The organism is Rhizobium sp. BK176 (assembly GCF_024808055.1).
Map to the genome: position 1 here is coordinate 287,180 of NZ_JANUBV010000001.1, position 24,437 is coordinate 311,616.

24 protein-coding genes are annotated in these 24,437 nt (G+C 58.5%); 7 read left to right on the forward strand and 17 right to left on the reverse strand.

Annotation, left to right across the window (positions count from 1 at the left end; genetic code table 11):
* Positions 1-10: 10 nt before the first annotated feature.
* Together FHT76_RS01690 and FHT76_RS01695 are read right to left on the reverse strand one after the other, a co-directional pair.
* Positions 11-1,084, reverse strand: a complete 1,074-nt coding sequence (locus FHT76_RS01690) for a hypothetical protein (protein WP_259183917.1) — start codon at positions 1,082-1,084, stop codon at positions 11-13.
* A 23-nt stretch (positions 1,085-1,107) separates the two neighbouring features.
* Positions 1,108-2,709, reverse strand: coding sequence for an ATP-binding protein (locus FHT76_RS01695; protein ID WP_259183918.1), 1,602 nt, complete (start codon positions 2,707-2,709; stop codon positions 1,108-1,110).
* 244 nt (positions 2,710-2,953) lie between these two features.
* Here FHT76_RS01695 and FHT76_RS01700 point away from each other — a divergent pair, with 244 nt between their 5' ends.
* A complete protein-coding gene (locus FHT76_RS01700) occupies positions 2,954-3,493 on the forward strand; it encodes a hypothetical protein (protein ID WP_259183919.1) in 540 nt (179 codons plus the stop codon).
* 10 nt (positions 3,494-3,503) lie between these two features.
* Here FHT76_RS01700 and FHT76_RS01705 read toward each other — a convergent pair whose 3' ends face one another.
* Positions 3,504-5,660, reverse strand: a complete 2,157-nt coding sequence (locus FHT76_RS01705) for a PcfJ domain-containing protein (protein WP_259183920.1) — start codon at positions 5,658-5,660, stop codon at positions 3,504-3,506.
* A gap of 118 nt (positions 5,661-5,778) precedes the next feature.
* On the opposite strand from FHT76_RS01705, the gene FHT76_RS01710 reads away from it, so the two are divergent.
* On the forward strand, positions 5,779-6,588 hold the full coding sequence (locus FHT76_RS01710; RefSeq protein WP_259183921.1) for a metallophosphoesterase: 810 nt from the start codon (positions 5,779-5,781) through the stop codon (positions 6,586-6,588).
* Positions 6,588-6,842: a hypothetical protein gene (locus FHT76_RS01715; protein ID WP_259183922.1), complete on the forward strand. Its 255-nt coding sequence runs from the start codon at positions 6,588-6,590 to the stop codon at positions 6,840-6,842. The genes FHT76_RS01710 and FHT76_RS01715 overlap by 1 nt, the downstream gene beginning before the upstream one ends.
* Positions 6,843-6,952: 110 nt before the next feature.
* On the opposite strand, the gene FHT76_RS01720 is transcribed toward FHT76_RS01715, so the two are convergent.
* Together FHT76_RS01720 and FHT76_RS01725 are read right to left on the reverse strand one after the other, a co-directional pair.
* Positions 6,953-8,188, reverse strand: a complete 1,236-nt coding sequence (locus tag FHT76_RS01720) for a hypothetical protein (protein WP_259183923.1) — start codon at positions 8,186-8,188, stop codon at positions 6,953-6,955.
* Positions 8,189-8,216: 28 nt separating this feature from the next.
* Positions 8,217-9,254: a hypothetical protein gene (locus FHT76_RS01725; RefSeq protein WP_259183924.1), complete on the reverse strand. Its 1,038-nt coding sequence runs from the start codon at positions 9,252-9,254 to the stop codon at positions 8,217-8,219.
* A 331-nt stretch (positions 9,255-9,585) separates the two neighbouring features.
* Here FHT76_RS01725 and FHT76_RS01730 point away from each other — a divergent pair, with 331 nt between their 5' ends.
* Positions 9,586-10,923 carry a hypothetical protein gene (locus FHT76_RS01730; RefSeq protein WP_259183925.1) on the forward strand — a complete coding sequence of 446 codons (1,338 nt, stop codon included), beginning with the start codon at positions 9,586-9,588 and terminating at the stop codon, positions 10,921-10,923.
* A 9-nt stretch (positions 10,924-10,932) separates the two neighbouring features.
* Here the strand turns inward: FHT76_RS01730 and FHT76_RS01735 are convergent, their stop codons facing one another.
* From FHT76_RS01735 to FHT76_RS01760, 6 genes are all read right to left on the reverse strand, one after another.
* Entirely contained in the window at positions 10,933-11,964 is a 1,032-nt protein-coding gene (locus FHT76_RS01735) for a hypothetical protein (RefSeq protein ID WP_259183926.1), read from the reverse strand.
* Positions 11,965-12,067: 103 nt separating this feature from the next.
* A complete protein-coding gene (locus FHT76_RS01740; protein WP_259183927.1) occupies positions 12,068-12,316 on the reverse strand; it encodes a hypothetical protein in 249 nt (82 codons plus the stop codon).
* A gap of 247 nt (positions 12,317-12,563) precedes the next feature.
* On the reverse strand, positions 12,564-12,893 hold the full coding sequence (locus FHT76_RS01745; protein ID WP_259183928.1) for an HNH endonuclease: 330 nt from the start codon (positions 12,891-12,893) through the stop codon (positions 12,564-12,566).
* An 11-nt stretch (positions 12,894-12,904) separates the two neighbouring features.
* Complete coding sequence (locus FHT76_RS01750; protein WP_259183929.1) at positions 12,905-13,108, reverse strand: hypothetical protein; 204 nt, start codon at positions 13,106-13,108, stop codon at positions 12,905-12,907.
* Positions 13,109-13,188: 80 nt separating this feature from the next.
* Complete coding sequence (locus FHT76_RS01755) at positions 13,189-13,656, reverse strand: hypothetical protein (RefSeq protein ID WP_259183930.1); 468 nt, start codon at positions 13,654-13,656, stop codon at positions 13,189-13,191.
* Entirely contained in the window at positions 13,632-14,081 is a 450-nt protein-coding gene (locus tag FHT76_RS01760; RefSeq protein WP_259183931.1) for a hypothetical protein, read from the reverse strand. The genes FHT76_RS01755 and FHT76_RS01760 overlap by 25 nt, the downstream gene beginning before the upstream one ends.
* 517 nt (positions 14,082-14,598) lie before the next feature.
* Here FHT76_RS01760 and FHT76_RS01765 point away from each other — a divergent pair.
* The gene (locus tag FHT76_RS01765; protein ID WP_259183932.1) at positions 14,599-15,876 is read left to right on the forward strand and encodes a hypothetical protein; all 1,278 of its coding nucleotides are present in this window, start codon (positions 14,599-14,601) and stop codon (positions 15,874-15,876) included.
* Between the two features lie 57 nt (positions 15,877-15,933).
* Here the strand turns inward: FHT76_RS01765 and FHT76_RS01770 are convergent, their stop codons facing one another.
* The 3 genes from FHT76_RS01770 to FHT76_RS01780 form a co-directional block, all read right to left on the reverse strand.
* Positions 15,934-16,365 carry a hypothetical protein gene (locus FHT76_RS01770; protein ID WP_259183933.1) on the reverse strand — a complete coding sequence of 144 codons (432 nt, stop codon included), beginning with the start codon at positions 16,363-16,365 and terminating at the stop codon, positions 15,934-15,936.
* 244 nt (positions 16,366-16,609) lie between these two features.
* Positions 16,610-17,743, reverse strand: a complete 1,134-nt coding sequence (locus FHT76_RS01775) for a hypothetical protein (RefSeq protein WP_259183934.1) — start codon at positions 17,741-17,743, stop codon at positions 16,610-16,612.
* A 72-nt stretch (positions 17,744-17,815) separates the two neighbouring features.
* A complete protein-coding gene (locus FHT76_RS01780) occupies positions 17,816-19,423 on the reverse strand; it encodes a PcfJ domain-containing protein (protein ID WP_259183935.1) in 1,608 nt (535 codons plus the stop codon).
* A 278-nt stretch (positions 19,424-19,701) separates the two neighbouring features.
* On the opposite strand from FHT76_RS01780, the gene FHT76_RS01785 reads away from it, so the two are divergent.
* Positions 19,702-20,436, forward strand: coding sequence for a hypothetical protein (locus FHT76_RS01785; protein ID WP_259183936.1), 735 nt, complete (start codon positions 19,702-19,704; stop codon positions 20,434-20,436).
* Between the two features lie 62 nt (positions 20,437-20,498).
* On the opposite strand, the gene FHT76_RS01790 is transcribed toward FHT76_RS01785, so the two are convergent.
* Complete coding sequence (locus tag FHT76_RS01790) at positions 20,499-22,064, reverse strand: TerC family protein (protein WP_259183937.1); 1,566 nt, start codon at positions 22,062-22,064, stop codon at positions 20,499-20,501.
* Between the two features lie 224 nt (positions 22,065-22,288).
* Here FHT76_RS01790 and FHT76_RS01795 point away from each other — a divergent pair, with 224 nt between their 5' ends.
* On the forward strand, positions 22,289-23,413 hold the full coding sequence (locus FHT76_RS01795) for an OpgC family protein (RefSeq protein WP_259183938.1): 1,125 nt from the start codon (positions 22,289-22,291) through the stop codon (positions 23,411-23,413).
* 12 nt (positions 23,414-23,425) lie between these two features.
* Here the strand turns inward: FHT76_RS01795 and FHT76_RS01800 are convergent, their stop codons facing one another.
* Positions 23,426-23,836: a hypothetical protein gene (locus FHT76_RS01800; RefSeq protein ID WP_259183940.1), complete on the reverse strand. Its 411-nt coding sequence runs from the start codon at positions 23,834-23,836 to the stop codon at positions 23,426-23,428.
* 73 nt (positions 23,837-23,909) lie between these two features.
* Complete coding sequence (locus FHT76_RS01805; RefSeq protein WP_259183941.1) at positions 23,910-24,428, reverse strand: chemotaxis protein CheD; 519 nt, start codon at positions 24,426-24,428, stop codon at positions 23,910-23,912.
* Between the last annotated feature and the right edge of the window lie 9 nt (positions 24,429-24,437).

The window sequence follows — 24,437 nt, forward strand, 5'->3', positions numbered from 1 at the left end:
GGGCCACCAATCAGGCGGCCACGGGGAAGGAAACTGGCTGACGCGGCGTAATTCCGTTCGCCAGGAGATCGGCGATGCGCGCGTCGAACGAAGGGAGATAGCGCTGACCGACCTCGATGGAAGCGGTGCCTGCGACACGGTCGATGACAACGAAAGCGCTTTCGCCGACCTCGTAGTTCGGATAGCAGGTACGGATCACCTTGCCGACACCGACGAGCTTGCGGGCGTCGCGGCCGTCACGGTCGTACTTAACGGTCTTGCCAGTGTTGACCTCGATGAACTGGCCGTTGACGAAGTCGCGCCATTCGGGGCGGACGTTGAAGGAGTTACCCTCGACAGCCTCCTCGTTGACGCGGTATTCAAGCGCGATCCTCGTGCGACATTCGGAGTGCGTGAGGGCGACGAAAGTTTCTCCGGCACCGCGGCCCAGCTCTTCTTCGGAGACCGTGCGACCGAGGAGGCGGGCAGGCCCCTTGTCGGACTTGAGGACGAACGGAACCGACGGCAGGAGGGTGTAGTCGACGGTCGTGCGGCTCGGACGGGAATTCATGCGGCGGCTGAGCCAGCAGGTCGGTGCATGCCCTTCGGGACGGATGGACAGCTTAACGAGAAGGTCACGCTCGGCGATGCTGACCGGCTCCACCAAACGGTCGACGTCGGAGAAGTCGAAGCGGCCACCACGAAACGTTGCGCCGATGGCAGTGCAAATGGCAGTGACGAGGTCTTCAGGGGGAGCCATGGTGAACAGCTCTGCGATTGCCTCGCCCAGCTTGCGATCGCGCTTGCCGCCGCGTTCCATGACGCCGTACTTCACCATCTTGATGATGGCTTCGGCGATGTCGCCAGTCGGGACGGTTTCGTCGTCGATGGCACCGGCAATCCTGAGGACCGTGCGGCCCGCTACCGTGGCATCAGAAATGACGGCGTACCAGCCACTGGAGAAGGAGGTGAGGGCGGTGTCGAAGAGTTCGGCGGCGATGGAGGCCATGTCTTCGATGGAGAGGCCGAGATCGGCCACCCAGTTTTCGCGGAAGACGCCCGACTTGACAAGGCCGACGGCGATTTCGTTGGATGTCTGTGTCATCGGGGTCTTCCTTTTCCGGCAGATCAGGCGTTGACTTCGGCGGCCTTGGCGCAACGGACGTACAGCTGAGGCGTGATGGTGGCGGCGAGCTTGCGGACCTTGGCGCTAGCAGCAGAGTAGGTTTCCATGACTTCTGCGATCGACGGGGTGGTGTCGGCGAAAGCCTCGTTGACCGTGTTGTTGGCCAGCAGGTCGCAGAATGCCGCCGAGGCTGTCTCGAGCGTCGCGAGGTGGTAGGCGGCGCTGTCAGCATACGTCGCGAGTGCCTTGAGCGTCGCGAACTGGCGGTTGAGCTTGATCCGCTTGGCAACATAGTCGACCAGGAACTCCTGGTCTTCTGGAAGATCGGTCAACTCGAAGCTGATCAGGGAGGTCTTCTGCTTGCCTTCGCCCTTCTTCTGCTCCTGCTTGTGAAGCTTGACGATCTGCTCGGAAATTGCCTCCTCGCGCTCGGCGCGATCGACCTGAGCGTTTGTACCGCCCTGAAGAAGAACGAGGTTAGAGAAGAGCTTCGACAAGTCGCGCTCCAGTTTCGCCTGGAATTCGTTCATGGTCTGACGACGGCGCTCGTCTTCGCGTCGGTCGAGTTCGGCCATGACCTTTTCGACTTCGGCAGTGACGAAGTCGGCGTATGCCTGAGCTTCGGGGTTGTTGTTCAGCTTGAGCTTGAGATCGCGGCTTTCGGCAACGAAGGCTTCGCGGCGGTCGTAGAAGTGTTCGACGGCCCAGTCCTCGGTGGTGCCGACTTCGACGTGGACGTTCTGGCGGAAGCGCTTGCCTTCCATGCCGAACTGTTCGCGGGCGAGGAATACGCGGCCTGCACTCATGTAGACGGCAGGCAGTTCGTGCATGTAGGGACGGTCTTCGTTGAAGTATATCGTTCCGGAGAAGTTGCCGCACTCGGACTGGATCGACCACTGTTCGGTCGACTTGATGGTCTCGGGGAGGACCAGTTCGTCGTTGAGGTAAATCTCGGCGTTCTTCATCCACATCATCTGCTCGAAGGAGAGCTTGGTGCGGATATCGCGCAGCGTTTCAGCGCCGAAGCTGAAGCCCTTCTTGATCTTGGAAATCGTGATGGTCGTGCCGTTCTCGTCGGTGGTCGGCTGGTCCTTCACGAGGAACTGCGCGAGCGGCTGGACTTCGTCGCGGGCGGCCTGCTCGAGGATTTCGGAGGTCAGGACGACGACGTTGCGAAGGCCGTCCTTGACGGTTTCGACCTGCATGCGGCCGGCGTACTTGAAGGCGGCGATCTTGCCCGTGCCGTTGTAGCCGCGCATGTTCAGGCCGTTTTCACGGCGCTCGGTCTTGAGGTGGAGCGAGAAGAAGCGGACGAGGCCCTTTGCGCTGCACATGCCGACACCCTTGTCGCGGATAATGACCGTGGTGTCCTTGCCGTTGCGCTTGACTTCCAGCCAGACCTTCGGGGTCTGACCCATGTCGTATGCTTCGTAGGCGTTTGCCATCGCTTCGAAGATGCAGTCGGCGACGGTCTTGAAATCGCTGGCGCGCTTGAGGGCGTCACGGGCGATGTTGGACTTGAGGCCGATCGTCATGTCATGGTCGGCGTATGCGGCTACGCCGTTGGAGAGCAGGTTCGAAAGAGCGTGTATGGTTGCGGTCATGGTCATTATCCCCGTTGCCTTTGCGGCGGTTTGCGTTGGTCCCCCGACGAGTGCGGTTCGTTAATCCAAGAACTCGTTCGTGCGGTGTGGGCGTAAATTGCAGACCTGATGCATCGCTGTCAACAAAATAATTGAAGAACTCGTTACTTTTTTCGAGATAAATCCAAGACGTCGTTTTCGGAGCGTTGCCTCAAGGCGATCGACGTCCATAATTAGTGAACTCGAGCGGGTGTGGAGAGCGAGAATGAAAGACGTCATTTGGTCGCCTGACGAGCTGCTGCTGCATTGGGCCGAGAAGGCGATGCGCCTTGCCTACAACGGTTTCGGCGTCAGTCCGCTCGCGGTCCAGTTCTGGCCCGCCCTATGCACTGTCGCCGTCTCGAGCGTCGCATTCCTCGCCATGAGCGTGACTGTCGATCCAACCTACCTGTTTGTCTGCGGGGTCTGCGTGCTCTGGACGATCAGGTTCTGGAAAAACAACGGGAGCCTGCGAACCGACGCGAAGAAGGATTGGTCGGCCGACTTGTTCAGGGCTTACGCAGTCAAGGCAGCGTCTCTCCGCACTGAGACGGCGTGGGTCCGCTACCTGATGTTGATGACCGCGCTCGTGGTCACGGTCGTCTGCTGTTCCGACATCACAGCGGAAATCCGGGCGCTGGCGACTTGGCAACGGTGCGTTTTCCCGCTGGACATTTGGGCTCTCGTGGCACTCGCCTATTCATGGTCGGCCGAACCACCCGAACCCGGCGACGGCGATCGGCTCGGCTTCGCCCGCCGCGCCTGAGCGGCGGCCGTCAAAGCCTCAAGCTGTTGGTCCGGGTACCTCCTATGATCGCCGTAGGCGGGATCAAGGAAGGCGGGACCTCGTCGCTATCCAAGACCCTAACATAGTCTCGTACGGTTATCCCGTCAGGAAGCCTCGCGCCGTCCAGGTTTCCCTTGACGATGAGCTTTTCGCCCACCGTCATTCCTTCAGGCAGCTTCGACAGGTCTTTGGCGTCGATCCAGATGTTCTCTTCGATTTCGGTCAGGTCCGAGACGTCGATGACAAACGCTTCAGAAAGCACGTAGGATTTCGCTTCGAAGTGTCGGCAAATCCGGTCCACCGGAAACTCGCCCAGGGAAAGCATGCCTTCGACCTTCACTCCCATGGGCATTCTCTTGAAGTAGGAACCGTCGAGCTTGAGCTCGCCGTGAACCACTGTGTCGTCAGGCAAGCCCGCATCGTCGTTCCGACTGAGGTCGATCGTTCCGCCGATAACGGCATCTTCAGGGATGCGCCCTGCTTTACATCCGACTGCGGTCAGTCCACCGGCTATCCGCATGGCCTGCGGAAACTCGACAAGCGGGGTCCAGGACACTTCGAGGGTTCCGCCCACCGTCAGTCCAAACGGCAGGTGGTTGATTTGCATGTGCGGGATTCGAAGATCGCCAGGCCACACACGCCGCCCCGCGAGGTTCGTGATGTCGGATTTCAGGATCGAAACATCTCCATTGACGACTGCTGAAGCCGGGATGACGGACACCCCCTTCACTTGGTTAATCGCCAGTCCACCGACCTCCATCTTCGATGGCAGTCTTTCCAGCTCGGAGAACTGGATCGAAAGCTTCTCGCCGACATGGAGGCCGTCGGACAGGAACGCGGAGAACCCCGATATACTAAGCGATCCGCCCACCGACAGGTTTCTGGCGGCCGTCAACACCGGGTCTCCAAGGCCCCCTTGAATGGTCATGTCTCCCGTCAGCGAAACGCCCTCTTCCACGCGGACAAGCTCGCTTCCGGCCAGCACAACAGGACCTCTGACCGAGATTGCAGACGGTATTGTCAACCTCTCAATGTCGCGGATTTCCAGACCGCCTTCGAACACGGCCCTTTCGAGAATGTCTCCGATCTTGGTGCCGGAAATATAGACATGGCCCGAGATACGGCTGCCATCAGGAACAGCGCTTAGTTCTCCCGCGATGATCCGGAGGTTGTTGGCGCTTACGTTCTCGATTCCCATCACGACGGCTGCGGTCGTCTGCATTTGCCCACGCACGACAGTGTTCGCACCGAAGACGACTTTCTTTCCGGCCGCGTACTCGGCCCTGATCGAGAGCTCGCCGGAAATCCGCAAGCCCTCGGGCAGAACGAGATCGACGTCCTCGTCGCCATCAAACCGGAGCGTCATGCTCCCTTCGATCTCCTCGCCGGCCGCCAAGTCTTCCACATGGCGGATCACGCCATTCGTCTGCATGAAGTACCCGCCGGCCAGCTCTTCCCGGCTGATGCCGTACCCCTGCTCGGCGAGCCACGGGAGGAGTAGGTCGAAATATTTTCTGGCCGGGAACCGGTTCTGCTTGCCCTTCGCCTGGACCACATGGCGTTCCTGTATGCGGACCTCCATCGTCGCGTGCGCCTTACCCCTTCGATCACGCAGGGAGTAGATCGCGATTTCGCCCGCTCGGACACCTTCGTCGTATCCGCCAAGACCGACGCAGTGCTGCATCTCCTTGGATTCACGATCGAGCGCGAGCGGCGATATCAGGGATACCAGGGTATATCCGTCAGCCAGTACGGCGACGAGCTCCTCCTCGCCCTCGGCGGCCGGCTTTGAAAGGGTGTCGCGGATGAGTCTGTCCAATCCCCTGTTGGCCTCGGCCTTCACGTCCTCGACGGTGACGAGCTTGGAGAACTTCTTCGGCACGCCTTCCTGGTCTAAGTTTCGCAGCCACTTCAGCTCGGCGGCCATCGCCGAACCGAGCCAGTCCGCGATATGGTCGAGGTCTCCCGGAAGAAATGCCGGAGCGGCCCGGCCTCGCGATACAGCACGCGCGGCATCGCGCATCATCGCGGGCAGAAGACACTGGACGATCAGCTGCCGAATGTCCTGTCCCGAACGCATGTGACCCGTTTCGGACAGGCGCTCGAGGATCGCGCGGTATTCCTTCTCGTAAATTGCCGGTTCCATGAGTATCTGTTCCCTGATATCCACCAACCCTAGCAGGCCGCCTGGCAAACAACACCGGAATGAAGTCTTGAAATAACCTTAGACTCCGGGGTAAAGTCTCGCCCTCACGGAGAGATAAATGAAAGACCCCATTTACTACGCCATCGGCGATGTCCACGGCCGCCTCGACCATCTTGAGAAGATGATCGAGTTCATCGAGGCAGACGCAAAATATTGGAACGGCCGGCCCGTCATCTACTTCCTTGGCGACATCGTCGACCGTGGTACGCGCAGTCGCGAATGCTTGGAACTCGTACACCAGACCCTGGAAAAGCACGAAGGGTCCCGACTTCATCTTGGAAACCACGACGACTGGTTTCTGGGTGCCGTCCGCAGCCAGGGCCTCGGGCGCGACGTGTACGACTGGGAGCAAAACGGCGGCACGATGACCGCCCATTCGTTCTACCCCGAACTGAAAATGAAGGACGCTCTTGTCGCGATCGGCGCGAACTACCCGCATCTCATTCGGATGATCGCGAGCGCCTACCCGATCACGTCGCACGGTCGGATCGTCTTTTGTCATGCCGGCGTCGACCGCTTCGCCCCGATCGACGAACAGGACAAGGACGTCTTGACCTGGATCAGGAGGCCGTTCCTCGAAATCGCAAATGCCACTGATCATGTCGTGGTGCATGGCCACACGATCTTCGAGAACGGTCCCATCGTAACGGACAACCGGATTTCTCTGGATACCGGTTGCTTCCGCACCAATCGTCTGTCGGCCGTCAGGCTGGACCCCAAGCGCAGGACGATGGACTTCATCGTCACGTCGGACAGCGGGCGGATGGTCGAGGTCGACGAGGCGCATCCGCGACTCCTTCAGCGGGCGTTCGGCACGGCGTTGGACCGCCTCGACGAGATTTTCGACAACTGGACGGATGCACGCTGATGCGCAGGGATTTCATGACCAAGGAAGCCGTAGTCGCGGAAATGAAGAGCGGCAGCCGGCTTGCGCAGGCGAGAACCGTCTTTTCCTCCGCATGGGCGGAGATCGATACCGCGATGCGTCAGCGCGTGCCGCTGTCGATCATCGAAATCCGCAATATGGAATTCGACGCCGTCATGAAGGTAGCCGCTATCCTGGGAGTCGACCTCGAACCTAGTCAGGGCAACGCCGAAGCGCCTCCCAGCGAGAATCCCTGAATGGAGATCGGCAGGTCGTCGAGCATTTCAACGAACTGGCTCCATTGGCGTCTCCTTGTTCCGCGCACCTTCGCACCGCGCCCTAACGTAAAACAATCAGGCGATCATCTTTACAGCGCGCGAGCTGGAGCCGTCGCCAGTCCGTGGACGCTGATCGGCAGGTTGTCGAGCTGCTCGACCGCGACCTCGATCGCCTTGCGCACTTGCTTGTAGGACAGCATGGAAAGGGCTGCTGTTTTGTACGGCGAGACTGCAAGGAACGTCTCAGCCAGAGCAGGAAGTCTCGCAGCGTAGTCGATGTCGCGGCCTAGAAGCGGATTGAAGGTAGCGAAAGCGCTCTCCAGCTCGGATAGCCATCCACCGCCGACGTTGGCGAACTTGTCCGGCCTTTGAACGGCGTTGCGAAGGATGGTCACCGCAAGGGCATGACCGGTTCGCCTCACAAGGTCCTCGGATTGGTCAAACTGGAACGCCGGATGGTCTCCATGCGCAAACGCAGGAAGGTTGTCGCGCTCGAATCCCGTCGTCAGGACCGCTACACCTGCCATCCTGAATTTTCGGTTGGCCTCGTCTGCCGCTTCGTGCGCCTCGCGGTACGCCGAGATGGGATAGTAAGTTGTGGTTATCGCGTGATCCATAGTCTCGGGCAAATGCCGGTAGCGTACGATAACCGCCGAATTGCTTGGCTTTCCTCCAGCCCGCCATTGAGTCTCAACGGCGATACATGGCGGCGTTGTCTCGTACCAAAGCTCGTTGTCGATCATAAGCAGGCGGTCGGCCTGAGCGCGGTGCATCGCAAAGGCCTCCTCGAGATCGTCTCGATTGACCTCTTGGACATGATCCATCGCGGCGTCGAGCGACATGGCCTCGTTTTCCCAGGCTGGCACGGCAAACAGCTTTGGCCAGGTCCTGTTGCGGATGTCCGCGCCATTCATCGACAAAGCATCAAGCCTGTCCTCTATCACGCCACGGATCGGCTTTGTGAGAGGGTAGTAATCACGCCGATCGGATCGCCCTTCTGTACTGGCGAAAAAGTCAGCGCTCCTCAAGCCAAAGTCGCCGAAGGCTTCGCTCAGCATCTTTCCGCCGTCGTCCAGTTTTCCAAGATGGGCATTGATGCCGAGGTAACGGTAGAGCTTGCCGTCGTGTAAGCGGAGCTCGCGCATCCCGTGGTAAGCGCGCCCTCCAAAATTGGTAACGACCGTTCTGATCGGGACCTCTGTTTCCATAGCGGAAACGGACGGGACATCGACCTGGTGAACTTGCGACACCAGCAGCCTGGATTCCGAACGAGCGCCTTTGATGAACGCCCTGGCCATGACGGGTAGCTTGATGGAGATTTGCATGACTGTCTTCCCGATCGATAGAGGCCTGTCAGAATTTCGGAGACCGAGAGGCGGGCTGGTCCGGACCGGCATCTGGCCAGTCACCGATCTCGTTCTGTACTTTGCGAGCCTTCGCCACTTCTTCCCTGATTTGGTCCTTCAGGCCGTCGAGACGCCTCATCAGGTCCGTCATGTCGTCGAAGAACTCCTCGCCGCGCGACTCAATTCCGTATCCAGCCCTATCGGAAACGTCATGCACAAGCGAGACCAGCGCGTTGAAATGCAGGTCGCGGACGGCGGCGTAGTTGTCGTGGCGCATGAAACCGGCCGGCGCGAAATACTTGCCGACGTACTGAAGGCCACGAGACAACCCCTGAAAATCGGAGAGCGCCCGGTAGAGGAGGGAAACCTCTTCAACGGTCATGCGTGCGTGCGCCGATTGATAGACGTCCATGATGTGTCTCGATGCGGCGTCGTTCAGTTCCCATGGGTAGCCGTGACTGAGGCCTACGGAACAGGGCGGGACGACAATATCCACGCCCTCCAATGTGGTCCACGTGCTGCCGGGCCTCGGAGAGCCATGGAGCAGTGCCACGTGCAGCAGCGAAACCCCTTCGGTCTCCCGCTGTCCTTCCCAACGCTTCTGAGCGTCGATCAGAATTCTGGCGGCCGCCATCGGATCGTCCGGCTGGCCTCTGCCCGTCTGAACGAGGTAGGCGAAGGATTCCGGCTTCATGACGGAGACGCCCGCCACTGTTCTTTCGCCGTCGAGCATGAATCCGGATGTTGCACCCCGGAAGTCGCACGCCTCGTCGAAGAACGCGGACCATGTTTCGAACCCGGTCGTGTCGAGGAGCAGGCCCAACGCCAGCTGGTCCGGATTGGGTTCGAAGTACCCCCTGTCGTTGATGACGCCGCGGAGAGGCAGCGACAAGGGGCTGAACCGATCATGCGCATGGACAGGGTCGACCGCGGCCGCCTTTATCGGGTCCGGCCAACCGCCCTTCTTCGGAACGATAACCACTGCGACGGCGGTTTCGCCTTCGCGTATCGCGCTGCCCGTTACGAAGTCGGCCACATAACCCATTTTTGAATTCTCCAGTTGAGAGACAGAGAATTCATGGTTTAAGCGCATCACACAAATGGAGTGGACGTCGCTGGCCGATAATGAGCGTTACCGGCCAGCGACGGTCGTTTTGGCCTCGGCAACGCTGACTTATCGGCGCTTGGCTTGAGGCCAAACGACCCAATGATCTCGATTTCCGAGATGCATGCGGAAAGCTTGAGGTCATCGTTTCCGCACTTTGTCTCGTGCGCCCGATTGTTCCACGTCAACTTTTTATTGACACGCTGCCAGTCAAATAGAAGACTTCAGCGACTGCGGATTTTCCAGCAACAGAACCCGAGGAATGTGAGCCTTGAAGATCGAGATCGATATCGCCGACCAGATGCCAGAAATTGTCGACTACATCCGGTACCAAACGGAAATCGATTTCTCCGAGAAGGACGTCGCCGACATGTTCGCCGAAGATATCCGGCTGGTCGCGGATATCGCGGAGTGGGGATGGGGCGACACGGAAGTAAGGGGTAGGATCATTGGCGCTGTGACAAGGCGGTTTCTCGGTCGTGGCTGGCCGACCTATGGCGAGGCAATGAACATTCCGGAATTCCTCGAAACTCTCAAAGAGGCGGCACTTGCCGCCGGATACGCCTCGTTGCCCCCGGAGGAGACAGGCGACACTGACGAGCCAACAAACCCGGTCGACGCATCAGAGCCACATCGCTGGCTGGGCGGGCTCAGCCAACTCTCGGCAGCGGAAGTGTGGGCCTTCACCACATTCGAAGACGATGTGGCGCTTCGCACCAAAATCTCTGCCGCGAGCAGCGACCCCGTCGCTCGTCTTGCCCTCGCGACCATGTTCCCCCACGGCACGGCCAGCCAAGAGATCACGAGCAGACTGGTAAAGCGCGCTGAAAGCAACGGCGAGGCCGAGTTGTATTCCGCAGCGCTTGAGGCGGTCATCGAGGAAATCGCCAAGGAAGTTCTGGAGCTGTGCGACAGTCAGCAGCCGGAGGAAATCCCAACCGGCGCGCCATTACTTGCGGTTTTGACGCATCCAGATGGACGCGAAGAACTTCTTTACAGCACCCGCACCTCCGAGACTAAGGCCAAGTCCCGGCCAACCGATATCATCGATGCCATTAAAGCGCTCGGTCCCGTCCGCTTCAGGCGGCTCATGATCAACCACCCAAGCATTACGTCCATGTTTGACCAGGATGGTTCCTCCATGTCGACAGAAGAGGCCTGGGCTGCCTTTCCCAACGACCCGCTTCACCGGTGGGTGATGGATCGGCAGCGATACCTGCACCACGTCATCGACGGCGATCTTGCCGACCTGTTCGCCACGGGTTTCGGAAGAATTGAAGAGATCATCGCCTCGTTCCAGAAGTCGCTTGATGAAGTGGTCTCCTTTGCCAAAGCCATAAATCCCACCGACTATCGCAACGAACGGAATTCCGCCTTCCAGGACGGTTGCACGTACCAGCTGATGGTCATGATGAATGTCCTGAAGGACCTGCGCCTACACGAGGTGTCGCTTGAAGCGTTCACGGCAGAGAAGCCGGATTGGACCCGTATCGATCCCGGTAGCTTTGGCCACTTGACAGCGGTCAGGCAGACCTTCGCGGACCAGAAAACCCACCTTGTGAAGCGTTTGACCAATGCGCTCAGACGGCTCGCCCATCTTTCCAGTTGATGTCCGAATTCACGACCGAAGAGCGGGCGCTGAACCCAGCTCCATCGTAATAGGCCGATTGATCCAGTCGTCGCAAGCGCGTGCGGCGACGCGAACGTCGATCCCGTGCCTGCCGTGGGCCGCCACCGCTTCGACGATCGCGTCCGACAGGGCGTCGCGGTCCACCTGCTCAAGTGACTTTCCCCAGAAGCAGGCTTGAATCCTGAACAGGGATTGCCCGACATCCGGTGGTATCACTTCGAGCCGGCCTTCCCACTGGGCCAAGAGCAGCTGACCTGCATATATCAGGTGCGCATCACGCCGATCCCATGACAGCGACCCGGGGATATGGATCGTGACGTCAGGAACCTCGGCGGCCATCCTCCATTCCGACGCCAAGGAGCGCAGATCGTCGGCCTCGAGTAGTCCGAACGTCATGTAGACAAGCCCGTAGTTGAGAGAAACATCGTTCATGTTCGTTTGCCTGAACTGAGTTTTCTCCGCCTTCGTCAGGGGCGCACTCCTGTGTCGTGTGTCGACAAACACGCGGCGCTTGTCCAGTACCAGCTTCGGTTCCGCGCAGGCCACCCAGAATTGGCCGTCGACCACGATACAGTCGCTCGCGAACCTTCTCGCTCCTTCGACCGCTGCCAAACGCTTGGGATCGTCGATCAATGCCGGATACCGCTTCTCGCTGAACTTGCGATCCGCGCTCATGGGGTTTGTTTCGTAGTAGCCGTCAAGAAGCGTTCCTTCTACCGGCTGCGCTTCGTCCGGCAGGCCTTCGCGCATGTAACCGCGCGCATACGGCCTATCGTGATCCTGCAAGTAGGCGACGATGACTTCCGCCCTACGTTCTCCATGTGGTTCACCCTGGACAGAGGTATTCAAGGTGTAGCGACGGAAATGACGTCCTTCGAACCAACGGGTCGTCGCGTCTTCACACTCGATGGCCAACGGAGCCTCGTCATCCGTGGGCTCGCGAAAATCCACCTCGACCGGCTCCTGGAAACGGGTCTGTCCGTCGGAAACGTAATAATGGACTTTAAGCTTCGCCTTCACGGTAGCACCCCAATATATTCGAGGCTTACCTTTGGCGGCTCTCCCGGCTTTTGTCAAAACGCAGTGGCTGGCGAGACCGCCTCCGCCAAGGTTCAACTGGCGTTCACGCAGTCGTCAGTGTGAATGGATCGCCGTCGATGGTGAAAGGGCCATGCTCTACGAGCCCCATATAGCGATGGTGGAACCCACTGACAAACAGGAAAGCGGCCTGCAGACCGTGTTTGTCGATCAGGGACTGCGGCACCATGACCTTGCCCCTGGACTCTGGGGTCGGCGGCTCCATGTCCCAAACCGCATATTGGACGCTGACATGAGGTTCGTTGGCATAAGGTCTGATTTTCTTCTTGGCCATGCCGACACTCCGTTTGGTTGCTACATGCTGCGTGTCGCACGACACATTTCGACGACCACGCATTCTCCCAGAGCCGCCGCAAGAACCGAAGGCATGGATTCGGCTGTTGTCGTAGTAGCCCGACCGCAGAGCCGGCGGTGCAGACTTCCATCTTGACGCCGTGATATTTGGCGGCCTCGCGGCGGCGTTCTTCTTTTCCCTCAAGCCAAGTCGACATGTTGCCCGTGTTGGCCGAGCCGAAACTTGGCTACGCAGCCAGCTTGATGTGTGCTGCTTCCTCCGCGCGTTTAACCATGTACCCGAAGACACTCAGAGAACCTCTTCCAGAGTTACACGCGCCGCACGCCATCACGAGGTTGTCGAGATCAAACGCACCGCCGCTCTGGCAAGTCACCACGTGGTCGGCCGTAAACGGGTTGTCAGAGCGCCAGTTCCCGACAGTCTCCTGACACCAGACACACAGCGGCACATCACGGGCAAAAAGTTTCTCGCGGATCGCATACGCTTCCGAGTAAAAAAGGAAGTCGTAACGCGGGGAGACAAAACTACCTTTCGGCTTGTTCTTCGGACACGCCATCTGACCCTCCCTCAGACCGCTACGTGCTGCGTGTCGCACGACACGTTCGGACGCCCACGCATTCTCCCAGAGCCGCCGCAGGAACCACAAGCAGGGCTTCCGGTGTTGTCGTAGTAGCCAGACCCGGAACAGGCGGCGCAGACTTCCATCTTGACGCCGTGATATTTGGCGGCCTCGCGGCGGCGTTCTTCTTTTCGCTCAAGCCAAGTCGACATGTGTCACGCCTCCAGTTTCCAGAGCATGTTCTTACCGGACTGCCGCGCAGAAGCAAGCGACGTCTTTAATTCCTGCGCGGTCAAATATGGAGAACCCTAAAGCTTGAACGCAACTTGTCAGTGAAACCCAGTTCCGCCGACTCCGTCTCGACAGTCAGCAAAGTCACATCGAGGCAGGCGTCAGCGAGCTTCTTATCGGCAAGCGTCTGAACGCCGTTTTCAGCACCAGAATAGGCCGTGACGAACGTTGGAAGCGTCTTCGCATAGGCAATCGCCGAATCCATGTCCCAGACATCTCGAGCGCCGTAGAAACATAGAACTTGGCTGTGCCGGACGGCCTGCTGAACAATTCCGTCCATTCGTGCCTTGTATTCCGTCGTTTCCCGCATTGGTCCGCAGATGTCGAAATCCCCGAAGCTGAACGCGGCAACGTTCACCTTGGAGTTCGAGATGAGGTGATACATTGACGGATCAAGAACCGAGCGGGTGGCCCATTGGTTGCCAACGACGACGTAGAGGCCATTCAGCGCTCTATAGATTCCTTCCACACATCCCTGTGTTCGAAGTACACGTCTTCGATTTTCGTCGCTGGAAGCCCGAGCTTTTCCTCATCGAGGCTCGAGTTCTTACCTACCGTCGCCTGGTCAGACTTGAGCTGGTGCATCATGGCATCCGCGCGCCGATCAAACACAGAAGCCAGCATATCCAGCCTCTGCGTGTTCTTCATTGACGAGGTGTCGTGCGTCGAAACGAGGTGGGCCAGCGCAAGCAGTCTTTCCTTGTAAAGTGGAAGCCCGTGGTGATCCAGCGGCGGAACCAAGTCGGTATAGGTAGTCAGAAACCGATAAGACACCCCGAGACCGGCGGCGATCAGTTCCAGCGCCACCTTTGGCGTGACTTCCTGCGTCCTCGGCTTTCCGAGAGCGAGGAGGAGATTTCGTACATCTGCAAGGCCGAGATAGATGGCTGACATGGTCTTCGATTCCCGTATTGGCGTTGAGGCTTGCTTCCATCGAACCTCCGCCCCTGGTTATCGAAAACGATCCAAAGCAAAAGGGTATCTAAGTGCTGGGGTTTAGCATCCAGGATTGGGGAAGCTGCCTCGGCTCCAGCGGCCTGAAAAAACATATAGCAGGAAATTCGAAGTCTTCAATTGCAAATGCATCCGCGTTGAAACTATCGGGATGCATTTTCTAGCGGGGAGACCCATCACACCGCCGTGACATAATTGAGCAGCCAACCGAGGGGCAAGCTTACCGGCGTGATCGACCGCGGGAGAATAGATGACCGGCTGTTTGACGGTGTCCATGGTTACCCTACACTCGAACTTGGCAGATTATCTGCCCAAGACCCCAACCTTCCATTCCCATTGGAGCACGGATCATGTCCCAACATGCAGATGCGCGCCGCCGCGCCGCATTGACCCCTATATCTCGGCCGCCGCCCTCGAACCAAGAAATCGCCCAGCTAAAGCCTTGTGGCTTGGCAACATGACCTCGACGCTGTCCGCAGTCGTCTCCAGCAAGGAGAGCGAAGTTGCGGCCGATATTGGTCGGCCAGCGCGCCTGACGATGTTCAACGTTTTCCCATCGATCAAGACCGCGATGCCACGACACGTGCCATGGACAATGTTCCCGTTGGTCTCTGAACCGTATTTCGAATACAAAGCGGTGGAAAACGACTTCCACGGTCGAGCCAACAAAATTTTCCCAGACCCTGGACCGGCGCTGACCGAGCCGGCCGAAATCATCGAGCGCTTTGAGGTTCTCGCCCTAGAACCAGAATCGTTTCACTACGGCCCTCTCGGAATGAACGACCATCTCCTCAGGCTGGGAAAAATGCTGGAGAGCTTCTCTACCGATAAGCAGACGATCTTCGTGCGGGCGACGGGCTGGGCCGATCCTGAAACAGAAGAAGTCGCTCTCGGTGGCAATCCAAATTGCATGATAACCTTCACGCACCATCGGTTCCGTCAAACTACGGTCGATGAAATCTTAAGGCGCGTACGCCCCTACGGGATACTCATGTACTCGTACAGGATTAATTTTCAGGCGATAGCCATGAAGGCACTTCGTGCCGCTCGCGTCGGATATGGCAAGCCTGACATCATTGATCACATCGATGGCGTGCATCAGTCGACCAAGAAACGCGGATGGAAACGACCGGCCCATAAATACGACTACAATCACTACTGGCGCGTCTTTCCCCACATCGTGGACGGGTGGAAGGCACTAAACGATGGCCTCGTCCCCGATGGGCTAGACCACCCTTTCGCGCTTCAACTTCTTTACGCACTGAGGAAGATCGGCCCCATTAGCTGCTCAGATGGTCTCAACAGCTGGGATGGACACCACCACCTCTTCCAAGCACTGCTCCCCAGGATCGAGGATTCGCATAGTGCGACATGGCACGGCACCGACAAGTACGCTCCTCTTGAGTATGGCGGAGACAAACGCATCGAAGCGTCGTTGATAGCAAGCGGACTGGTCGATATCGACCAGCAAACGCTGACGTTGTCCATCAACGAGATCGGCCAACGCTTCCTCGATTACCTACATCCGTCGTGCGAAGACCCAGATGTCATTTTGAGATGGATGGGACCAGACGGCTTTTTCAAAGCCGGAACGGAGGATTCGGTCGAGGAGTGGGTGACCACGCACTTCAGGAAGATGAAGACCAGGGTCAACCTCATCCCCTCCGAACTCACGGAACACGTCCCTTTGGATCGCAGTCCCAATTACGGCGAAGACGATTACGACTTCGATTGATTGCGAGAAATCGCTGGCCGATAACTAGAGTTATCGGCCAAGGCAGTTGGGTCGATTTTACGCCGCCTTCTTGACAGCCCGTCCTTCAGCGATCGCCCTGTCAAACCAACCTGGAAGATAATGGGTGGTGTTTGCGAATCTGGCGGCAATCCTTGGATGTTTGTTAATCCAAGCGCTGCATTTCGGCCAGGCTGGTGAATTGAAGAAGTGCATCCACTCCTCTGGCCGAGAATCATGAAGGCGAATTCCGAACTCGACAACGAGGTCGGCAACATCGTCATCGGACAGTCCCTTCAACGAAAGGCGGTGCTGATCCCGATATTTGAAAATCGCCCAGTCGCCGTTTTGATCACGTCCTACCGAACAGCAGCTCCCCAAGGCAACACCCTTGTTCTGTTCCGAGATGTAGGGGCCATCCACCGACATTGACCCAACAAACGTGCGCCCAGACAACGTGATCGAATGGAAATCATAGTCTTTGTCTCGCATAAGTATCTCCTTGGCTGCGGTCCTCTGCGTTCTAGCGAACATTCGGAGAACATCAAGCGACTATGCGGTGTTTGGTTAATCATTACCTGGTGGTAGACCACTTAAAAACAGACCCCGTTCTTGATGGCCTCGGGTGTTTCGAACTGACTGAAGCCGTCGCGCAGGCAATCGTCGGTTCAGATAGCCCATGGGCTCGAGCGATGGCGGGGCATGACGAAAATCCTAAATTGATTTCCACGTCGTCCTACGTCCTAACTTGCTGGACGATAGCCCCTATTTCGACAGGCCGCATAGCAAGGAGCTCTTGGATCGCTCCCGCCTGTTCTGCCAAGGTCCGTTCCACGTAGGGACCTGATCGCGCTGCATCGACCAAGTCGGCGAGGGCGGTCTCCAAGGCGTCCAAGCCGCCCGACTGACGCAGGGTAGCGTTCGCGTCGACAACCGAGCAATACGCCCGAATGACAGCCGTAGACATCTCCCGCAAACGCAACTCACCAGCCTTTGACACGAACGCTTTCATTCTGTCCTCGATGTCCCGCATGAACCGATAGTCCGGATCGCCCAGAATGTCGTTGATGATAGGCGCACGACCACGGTAGAGGGGTTCGAAAAGCCCTGGGGACTGTCGATTCAACCCGTTACACTTGCGCACCATCGACTTCCAGCTTTTTAGGTCTGAAATCTTGTAGCCTATCCCGCTAAATCCGAGATATTTGGCGGCATGGTCTGGATCGCATGATATGAACGGGATGCAACCTCTTCGGCGGACTCCCCGTTCATCCTTGACGTTTACCTCGCAGAAAATGACCTTCGGCTCGGAACATAGCCGATAGAGAGTGTCGTTCACGAACGCGCAATCGGAAACCGCTTGGCGTAATACCGCCAAGGCCTGCGCTCGCGTTGTCTTTTCGACGGTCTTGAAGGTCGTCTCCACTGCCGTTACCGGGACCAGCCCCTTCTTCCCAAGCTTTTCGATACCTTCAAATGTTCCGCTTGGAAGGTTTCCCAGGTTAAAGATGTCGCGCCATACGCCAACACCCCTCTTTTCCTGCAAGAGTGCCGAGTCCACCAAGGGGCCGATCCATCCCGCCATGTCGATACCGACGACTGGACACATGTGGCGGGCGTTGATCAGACGCGTGTGCAGTTTCCCGTCGGGTGGGGCAGGCGAAAAGCCGGGAGCGGCATACCCGATCTGGCTTTCGACCTTCAGGCCTTCCGGAACGTGGGCGATCCACTCCACGGCGATCGGCGCGTCATCTTCGGCCACCACCGCGAAATCGACTTCGACCATCTCTACGACGTCGTGGGCTGTCGCACGACGGTTGCCGTGCTTCACTCCGGTCACTTTGTATACGAGTGGCAATTCGAACAACATACGGCGAGCTCCTAAAGATGGTTCATATTCAAGGAGCTGGCCGAATGTATCAATGGCGGCCGCAGGAGCGCATCACTGGACGCATTCCGCGAGCAGAGCGTCAAAGCCGCCCTTCTGCATCTTCTTGGACAACGCTGGACGGCACTTCTCGAAGCGGTCGTGGAGCGCTGCGCGCAGGTTCTCCGTGGTCTCGGGTGTCTTCTTGGCGGGGAGCCATTCCCTGTTGAATCGGAAGGAGGGCTTCAGACCGTTTATCTGACCTTCGAACCAGCCGAGTGCCTCCCTGGAGACATAGGACGGGTCCGCGTTGGCGAAAGCGCGGTGGTCTCGAATATAGATCAGGCCGTCCTGGAGGTAGAAGCTCGCCGTCGAAAGCGTCTTGAATTCCTTCTCGATAAGCTGGCGGATCGACACGATACGCAGGCTACCCTCGGCACAAAGCCGCTTTTGCGAATAGACACAGTGACGCTGGCCATTGCCTTCCTTGGCCAGTTCCTCGTCATTATCGAGCGGGAAGATGTAGACGTTCGTGACTTCCTCGTTGTGATCCATTTCCACGGTGCGGAAGGCAGGCACGTGGATCGGATCGACAGCCGACACCCACGAGTTGGGAACAGACGGATCGCGAGCACTCATGATGGCGGGAAGGCGGGCATGCCATTGCTTGCTCGAGTGCGCGACGCGCTGGAGACTGCCCCCGACGATCCCGAAGAACGCCCTGACCCGCATCTCCTCGGACGGATTATGCACGCCGTTAAGCCTGAAGGCATCCATCAGCAAGTTGTAATATATGTAATGAATGTAGTCATATGCGTATTCGGCGGAGAACCCTTCGTTCTGTCCGCGCCACGTCTCGCTGTGCGAGAACAACGCCCGCTTGACCTTGTTCTGCATGGTCGGCTCCAGGCTTCGAAACGCCTGGTCGCAGAGCTCGTGCATATGGATCAGCGACCTGGCCTCGATCTTGTCTTCTGGACGCTGCGCGCCGTCGGGCAGATAGGTACAGGCCTTCGCCAGGGTCTTGAGATAGGTGTCGGACGGGACACCGGAGTCGACCCATGCCGTCGAGAACTTCCTGATCTTGCGTAGCTCCTTCACACTTGCCTCGTCGAAGCTGTGCGGCATCAGGTCCCACATGGATTCGCCAGCGACCGAACGATCGATGATGTCGGGAAACTCCAGGAATGTCTGGCAGAAGCCCGGCCACTGGAGGAAGAGGCGCGCGTGATCGATCTTGCCCTTCGAGATGAATTCCAGAGCTTTGTTGATGATGCGCATTTCGCCGGGGACGGTGTTTCCATTCAGGAAGTCGCGGCCGATCACTCGGGTACAAAGCTGCCGGAATTCATCCAACGGCTTTCCGACGATGCGGCGGACGGTGCTCTCGTCCAGCGGCTTCTCCTTGTCCGAGCAAAGGCGTTCGAGATAGACGCGCATGCCGGGCAGGTTGATGTCGACGGCGTTGATCGGACCGACGAGATTGTAGGTTTTCAATCCTGCCGGGATGAGGCGACCAGACTGGACGCGGTAGGCTTCCGTCGTCGCGAAGACCCTTGAGAAGTCGAGCGAAAGCCCGACCGCGAACACCACGTCGTCGCGTGGCGTCGGCAGGGCGACCGCACCAGGCGCAAAGCCAAGGCGCGCGGCAGCCTTCTCGTCGAGCTTGAATGGCAACTTCATGAGGGATTCTCCGTGCCGCGAGATTACGGGCGTTTGCGAAAATCATACCCTGCCGGCGGCTTCGGCTACAAACAGGCCCCAGGCATCACCACCTCCGTAGATGAGCACCCCGCCAAACGGCGTCTGTTAATGTTTTGATTTCTTCGCCCCGGTTTTACCCGACCGAACGCAATAATAGGCCCCATTTGTCGTGATAATTAAAAATGCATGCTTTCAAATACTCGACTGTTTCAGTGGATTATAGACCTAGAAACAACCCGAGACCTGAGGGAGGGAACATGACCACGACGCGCTCAACCGCATCCGAAATCCAAGACATCGCGAAGTCCATCACCTGCCTGGTCTCGCGCCTCCAGTTCGCACGACAGGTTAACCCCGCCCATGCGGTCGCCCTCATGTCGATCATAGCAAGCCGCTATCGGCAGGCGGTCGAGACGGCACCGGCTCCGCACCTGATCGCCGAGCTTCCCGGAAACGCAGCGCTTTGGAAAGCGATGGAAGCCGGAAACGGACACGTCGACGAAAACCTCTACGATAGGCTCAAGTGGACGATCTCGCGTTCGATTGCCGCCGTGTACCCGGACATCGGACGGTTCGCACAGGGTGCCGACGCATCGCTGATGGCGGCCGCCAAGTTCAGGCGCAGCCACGATGACATTGAAAGAGAAATACAGTTCTCCGTGGACACGGGGAGGGCGGCGAGCCACACGACCGCTCCGTTGTCAGGCCTTAGGAACGCACTCCTGAGCGGCGGCGTGTCGGCACGCAGGCTCTCCCATCTCGCACTGGAGACCATCCACGACCTCGTCTTCTCCCACACGCTGTCCGCCGAGGAAGGGGAGGACTTTGTCGAGCATTCGATGGAGGACGCCACCGATAGCTTCGACAGGGCGATCACGTCGTTCGGCTACGAGGATCGCATGACAAGCGTCTTGCAGACCATCACAACCAATCTCGACATGTTCAGGGAGAAGCTGACGGCGACTGCGCCGCGCTTGCGCTACGCGGCCTGAAGCCCGAAATGCAAATGGGGCCGCACTCTGGCGGCCCCATTTGGAATCTGTGCGTTTGGCGCTTAGGCGGCGATCTTGGTGATCTTGATCTTGCCCACCACGAGGTTCGCCATTTCCTCGACCTCGAAGCGGAAGCCCGAGTCCTCGAGAACCGTCCCGACCGAAGGCTTGTCGCCCAGCTTCGCCATCACGAAGCCGTTGATCGTCGAGTAGTTCGCGTCGTCGTCGGAGAGGTCGGCATCGATTGCCGAGTTGACCTGCTCGATGGCGGCCCAGCCTTCGAACACCCACGTGTTCTCGTCCTGCTGCGGAACCTCGCTGAGGCTTTCGTCCTCGTCGGGGAACTCGCCTGCGATGGCTTCGAGAACGTCGGTCGGCGTCACGAGACCGGTGAACGAACCATGCTCGTCGAAGATAACGCCGATCTGGAGCGGAGCGACCCTGAGCTTGCCCAGCAGCTGGACCACGTCCATCACGTCGGGAACCATCAGAACCTGACGGGCGCTGGCGAGCGTGCGAACATCCACTTCCTCGTCATTCGCCAAGCGAACCAGAACCTCCTTGGTGGAGATCACGCCCACGAGGTTTTCCAGTTCGCCGTCGGATACCAGAAGGCGCGAGTGGACGGTCTTCTCGACCGTTTCCTTGAGTTCGGCCGGATCGGCATTGACGTCGAGCCAGTCGATGTCGGTGCGCGGCGACATGATCGAGCGCACGCTGCGCCCCCCAAGGCCGAGCACGCTGCGGACCATGTCCTTTTCCTGTTCGGAGTAGACTTCGGCCGCTTCGACCTTTTCGGCCATGCTTGCGGCGGCATCGCCGAGATTGATCTCGTTCGACTTCACGCCGAGGAGGCCGAGAACAGCGGAGGCCGTCTTGTCGCGAAGGTCACCCGTGGTCACCATGCGGGCGGCGTTGCGGCGGATGAAGAGGTTGAGCGCTTCGATCGCGACGGCGAAGCCGATGGCCGCATACATGTAGGTCTTCTCGATGTGGAAGCCGAAACCTTCCGCCAGCAGCGACATGCCAATCATCATCAGGAAGCCGAGGCAAAGCACGACGACAGTCGGATGGCGGGACACGAATTCCATCAGCGGGCGCGAGGTCAGCATCATGATCGCCATCGAAATGATGACTGCGGCGATCATAATTTCGAGGTGGTGAGTCATGCCCACGGCCGTGATGACGCTGTCAATGCTGAACACCGCGTCGAGGGCGACGATCATGACGAGGACCTGCCAGAAGACGGCATTCGCCGCCCCGCCCTTGCCGCCCCCGTGATGACCTTCCATGCGCTCGTGCAGCTCCATCGTCCCCTTGAACAGGAGGAACAGACCGCCGACGATCATGATGATGTCGCGTCCGGAGAAGTCGAGGGTGCCGACCGTGAAGAGTGGCTTGGTCAACGTGACGATCCACGAAATCGTGGACAACAGGACGAGACGCATGAGAAGCGCAAGGCCAAGACCCATCAGTCGAGCCTTGTTGCGCTGATGCTCGGGCAGCTTATCGGCCAGGATGGCGATAAAGACGAGGTTGTCGATGCCGAGGACGATCTCGAGAATGACGAGGGTCAGAAGACCAATCCAGGCCGTCGGATCGTAGAGCAGGTCGAGAAGCATAGTCACGGGGTCCTTTCGAAGACTCCAATTCCCCGCGCACAACGCGCTAGGGTCTTTGACGACGGGAATTACAGTGTTGACACCGCACTGTCAAAGGGTTTCGAGAATAATCGATGACTCCAACGAAATTAATCGTAGAATTCGCTCGGCGATTGACCCATGTTCAGCCTGGGTTCATACACGATGGTGTCCAATGACGTCACGATCACAGAACTCCCGAAAAGCGCCCCATGTCTCCCACCGTCCTCCCGAGCCAGAAACGCGACCAGCGTCTTGATTTCCTGCGCGGCATCGCGCTCGTCACGATCTTCGTGAACCACGTACCGGGGACGGTGTTCGAGAGCTTCACCAGCCGCAATTTCGGGTTTTCCGACGCCGCCGAAGCCTTTGTACTGATGTCCGGCATTGCGGCGGCCTTCGCCTACACAAAGGCCACCAAGTCGTCGATCGGCGAGGGCCTCCTCAAGTCCTCCGCTCGCGCGCTGAAGCTTTACTGGGTCCATCTGCTCATCACGCTGCTGGCCGTAGCGTCGGTGGTTTCGATCTCCACTCTCGTCGGCAACGACGGAATGCTGTCGAAGAACAACATGGACGTCGTGATGAACAACCCGTGGGCGGCCGGACTTGGGATGATCACATTCGGACATCAGCTCGGCTACTTCAACATATTACCCCTCTATTGCGTCCTGATGCTGGCGGCACCCCTGATGATCGCCTTCGCGCTGCGCAGTCCGATGCGCTTCCTCGCGGGATCGGCCGCGCTGTGGCTGGCCGCAGGTCTGACACACGCGAACTTCCCCAACTTCCCGACCGACGGCGGCTGGTTCCTCGATCCGTTTTCCTGGCAGCTGGTGTTCGCCATCGGCGTGGTCATCGGCGTGTCCAAGAAGGAAGGCCGCTCGTTCGGCTCCTACCACCCAGCGCTTTTCGCTGGAGCATTGGCCTATCTCGTCGCCGCCTGCACCGTCGTGCAGATGTCTCTCTGGAGCTACACGGACTTCCCTGCGCTCCCCGAGGTTTTTTTCGGCTTCAACAAGATGTACCTGACGCTTCCTCGCCTCCTGCATGTCCTCGCGCTGGCTTACGTGGTAATCCATATGGGAGCGACGGCGAAGGTAGCCAACGCAGCATGGTCGACTCCGCTGCGCTTCCTCGGGTCCAACAGCCTGTCCGTGTTCGCGACGGGTTCCGTCCTTTGCATCGCACTCCAGACCCTCAAGAACGCATTCCCTGCGACCGGCACCGAAGACGTTGTCATCCTGACCGTCGGCCTTGGCGTTCAGTTTTTGGCAGCAGGTTGGGACGACGTCTCCGCGGTGATCCGCCAGAAAGCACAGCCGATTTTCCAAGGCTAAGAAGCTTGTCGATTACCGGATAAACGAGGCCGTCCTGCGTAGTTGATAGCACTCTTTGTGAACCGCCGTAGCCAACTTCCTACCGAATGTGGCAGCGACGGCGATGTCGATATCGAGATCATCCAGCAAATCCATCGCCCGGGCCGCGCTAATTCTTATTCCGACCGTGTCATGACCGTAACTTGGCTCGGTTATCAGGTAGCTTTCAGAAGCACAGCTGAGAATATCGGGAAGCTCGACACAAAGCCTTCCAACCGGCATCTCTGCGAAGCGCAGGGCGCTGGAGAAACGCTCAGGGAGGTCGTCGATGACCATCTCCAAAGCGCGGTCGAGAACACCAAGCGAAGTTGGTATTCGCTCGTCTTTCTGCGCCAGCTTCCAGGCCGAAACGACAAAATTCGCCAATTCGTAGTGTACGCGCATCGTGCCTCCCTACTCTCCAGCTTCACGCATAACTCTCAACCGGAAACTGAGGTTAGTCTATGCCTCTCGGTTCCTATGCAGCGAACCGAGGCGCGATTGGCTCCATCCGCTGTGTGTTCGCGGGGGTAACTGGGCGGCTTTGGAGAATTACCTGGCCGTCGCCAGGGATGAAAGTGATGCGGCGGACGAGGTCCGAGCCGACGCAACCGCCAAACAACGGGATACCAGCACGGTCGAGATATTCGCAGGCGAATTCGACATTCCTCTCTCCCACGTCGCCTGAGACAGTCAGCGTGGAGGCCCCACCATAAATCTTGGCCTGCATGTTCTCGATCGTCGCGCCGCGCACCAACATGGTCGTGATCATCATCCGCATCGAATAGCCGCCATACCTGGCGTCCGGTGCCACCCGCGAGTACGGCGAGTGTGGCAGGAGAAAGTGGTTCATTCCAGCCACACAAGCAACGGGGTCGAGCAGGCAGACCGAAACGCATGAACCAAGCACAGTCGACAACGATAGTCTCCAGTCGCTCGTTACCCTGAACTCTCCCTGACCCACATTCAGGGGATGAGAGCCGTTGTGCATTTCCATGTCTTATCT

Excerpts from the sequence above, each read along its gene's own strand:
- FHT76_RS01765 (WP_259183932.1), top strand. The coding sequence starts at position 14,599 with ATGACCTCGACGCTGTCCGCAGTCGTCTCCAGCAAGGAGAGCGAAGTT.
- FHT76_RS01715 (WP_259183922.1), top strand. The coding sequence starts at position 6,588 with ATGCGCAGGGATTTCATGACCAAGGAAGCCGTAGTCGCGGAAATGAAG.
- FHT76_RS01710 (WP_259183921.1), top strand. The coding sequence starts at position 5,779 with ATGAAAGACCCCATTTACTACGCCATCGGCGATGTCCACGGCCGCCTC.
- FHT76_RS01805 (WP_259183941.1), bottom strand. The coding sequence starts at position 24,428 with ATGGAAATGCACAACGGCTCTCATCCCCTGAATGTGGGTCAGGGAGAG.
- FHT76_RS01795 (WP_259183938.1), top strand. The coding sequence starts at position 22,289 with ATGTCTCCCACCGTCCTCCCGAGCCAGAAACGCGACCAGCGTCTTGAT.
- FHT76_RS01745 (WP_259183928.1), bottom strand. The coding sequence starts at position 12,893 with ATGGCGTGTCCGAAGAACAAGCCGAAAGGTAGTTTTGTCTCCCCGCGT.
- FHT76_RS01770 (WP_259183933.1), bottom strand. The coding sequence starts at position 16,365 with ATGCGAGACAAAGACTATGATTTCCATTCGATCACGTTGTCTGGGCGC.
- FHT76_RS01725 (WP_259183924.1), bottom strand. The coding sequence starts at position 9,254 with ATGGGTTATGTGGCCGACTTCGTAACGGGCAGCGCGATACGCGAAGGC.
- FHT76_RS01760 (WP_259183931.1), bottom strand. The coding sequence starts at position 14,081 with ATGTCAGCCATCTATCTCGGCCTTGCAGATGTACGAAATCTCCTCCTC.
- FHT76_RS01700 (WP_259183919.1), top strand. The coding sequence starts at position 2,954 with ATGAAAGACGTCATTTGGTCGCCTGACGAGCTGCTGCTGCATTGGGCC.
- FHT76_RS01785 (WP_259183936.1), top strand. The coding sequence starts at position 19,702 with ATGACCACGACGCGCTCAACCGCATCCGAAATCCAAGACATCGCGAAG.
- FHT76_RS01775 (WP_259183934.1), bottom strand. The coding sequence starts at position 17,743 with ATGTTGTTCGAATTGCCACTCGTATACAAAGTGACCGGAGTGAAGCAC.
- FHT76_RS01705 (WP_259183920.1), bottom strand. The coding sequence starts at position 5,660 with ATGGAACCGGCAATTTACGAGAAGGAATACCGCGCGATCCTCGAGCGC.
- FHT76_RS01800 (WP_259183940.1), bottom strand. The coding sequence starts at position 23,836 with ATGCGCGTACACTACGAATTGGCGAATTTTGTCGTTTCGGCCTGGAAG.
- FHT76_RS01695 (WP_259183918.1), bottom strand. The coding sequence starts at position 2,709 with ATGACCGCAACCATACACGCTCTTTCGAACCTGCTCTCCAACGGCGTA.
- FHT76_RS01750 (WP_259183929.1), bottom strand. The coding sequence starts at position 13,108 with ATGTCGACTTGGCTTGAGCGAAAAGAAGAACGCCGCCGCGAGGCCGCC.
- FHT76_RS01740 (WP_259183927.1), bottom strand. The coding sequence starts at position 12,316 with ATGGCCAAGAAGAAAATCAGACCTTATGCCAACGAACCTCATGTCAGC.
- FHT76_RS01780 (WP_259183935.1), bottom strand. The coding sequence starts at position 19,423 with ATGAAGTTGCCATTCAAGCTCGACGAGAAGGCTGCCGCGCGCCTTGGC.
- FHT76_RS01690 (WP_259183917.1), bottom strand. The coding sequence starts at position 1,084 with ATGACACAGACATCCAACGAAATCGCCGTCGGCCTTGTCAAGTCGGGC.
- FHT76_RS01720 (WP_259183923.1), bottom strand. The coding sequence starts at position 8,188 with ATGCAAATCTCCATCAAGCTACCCGTCATGGCCAGGGCGTTCATCAAA.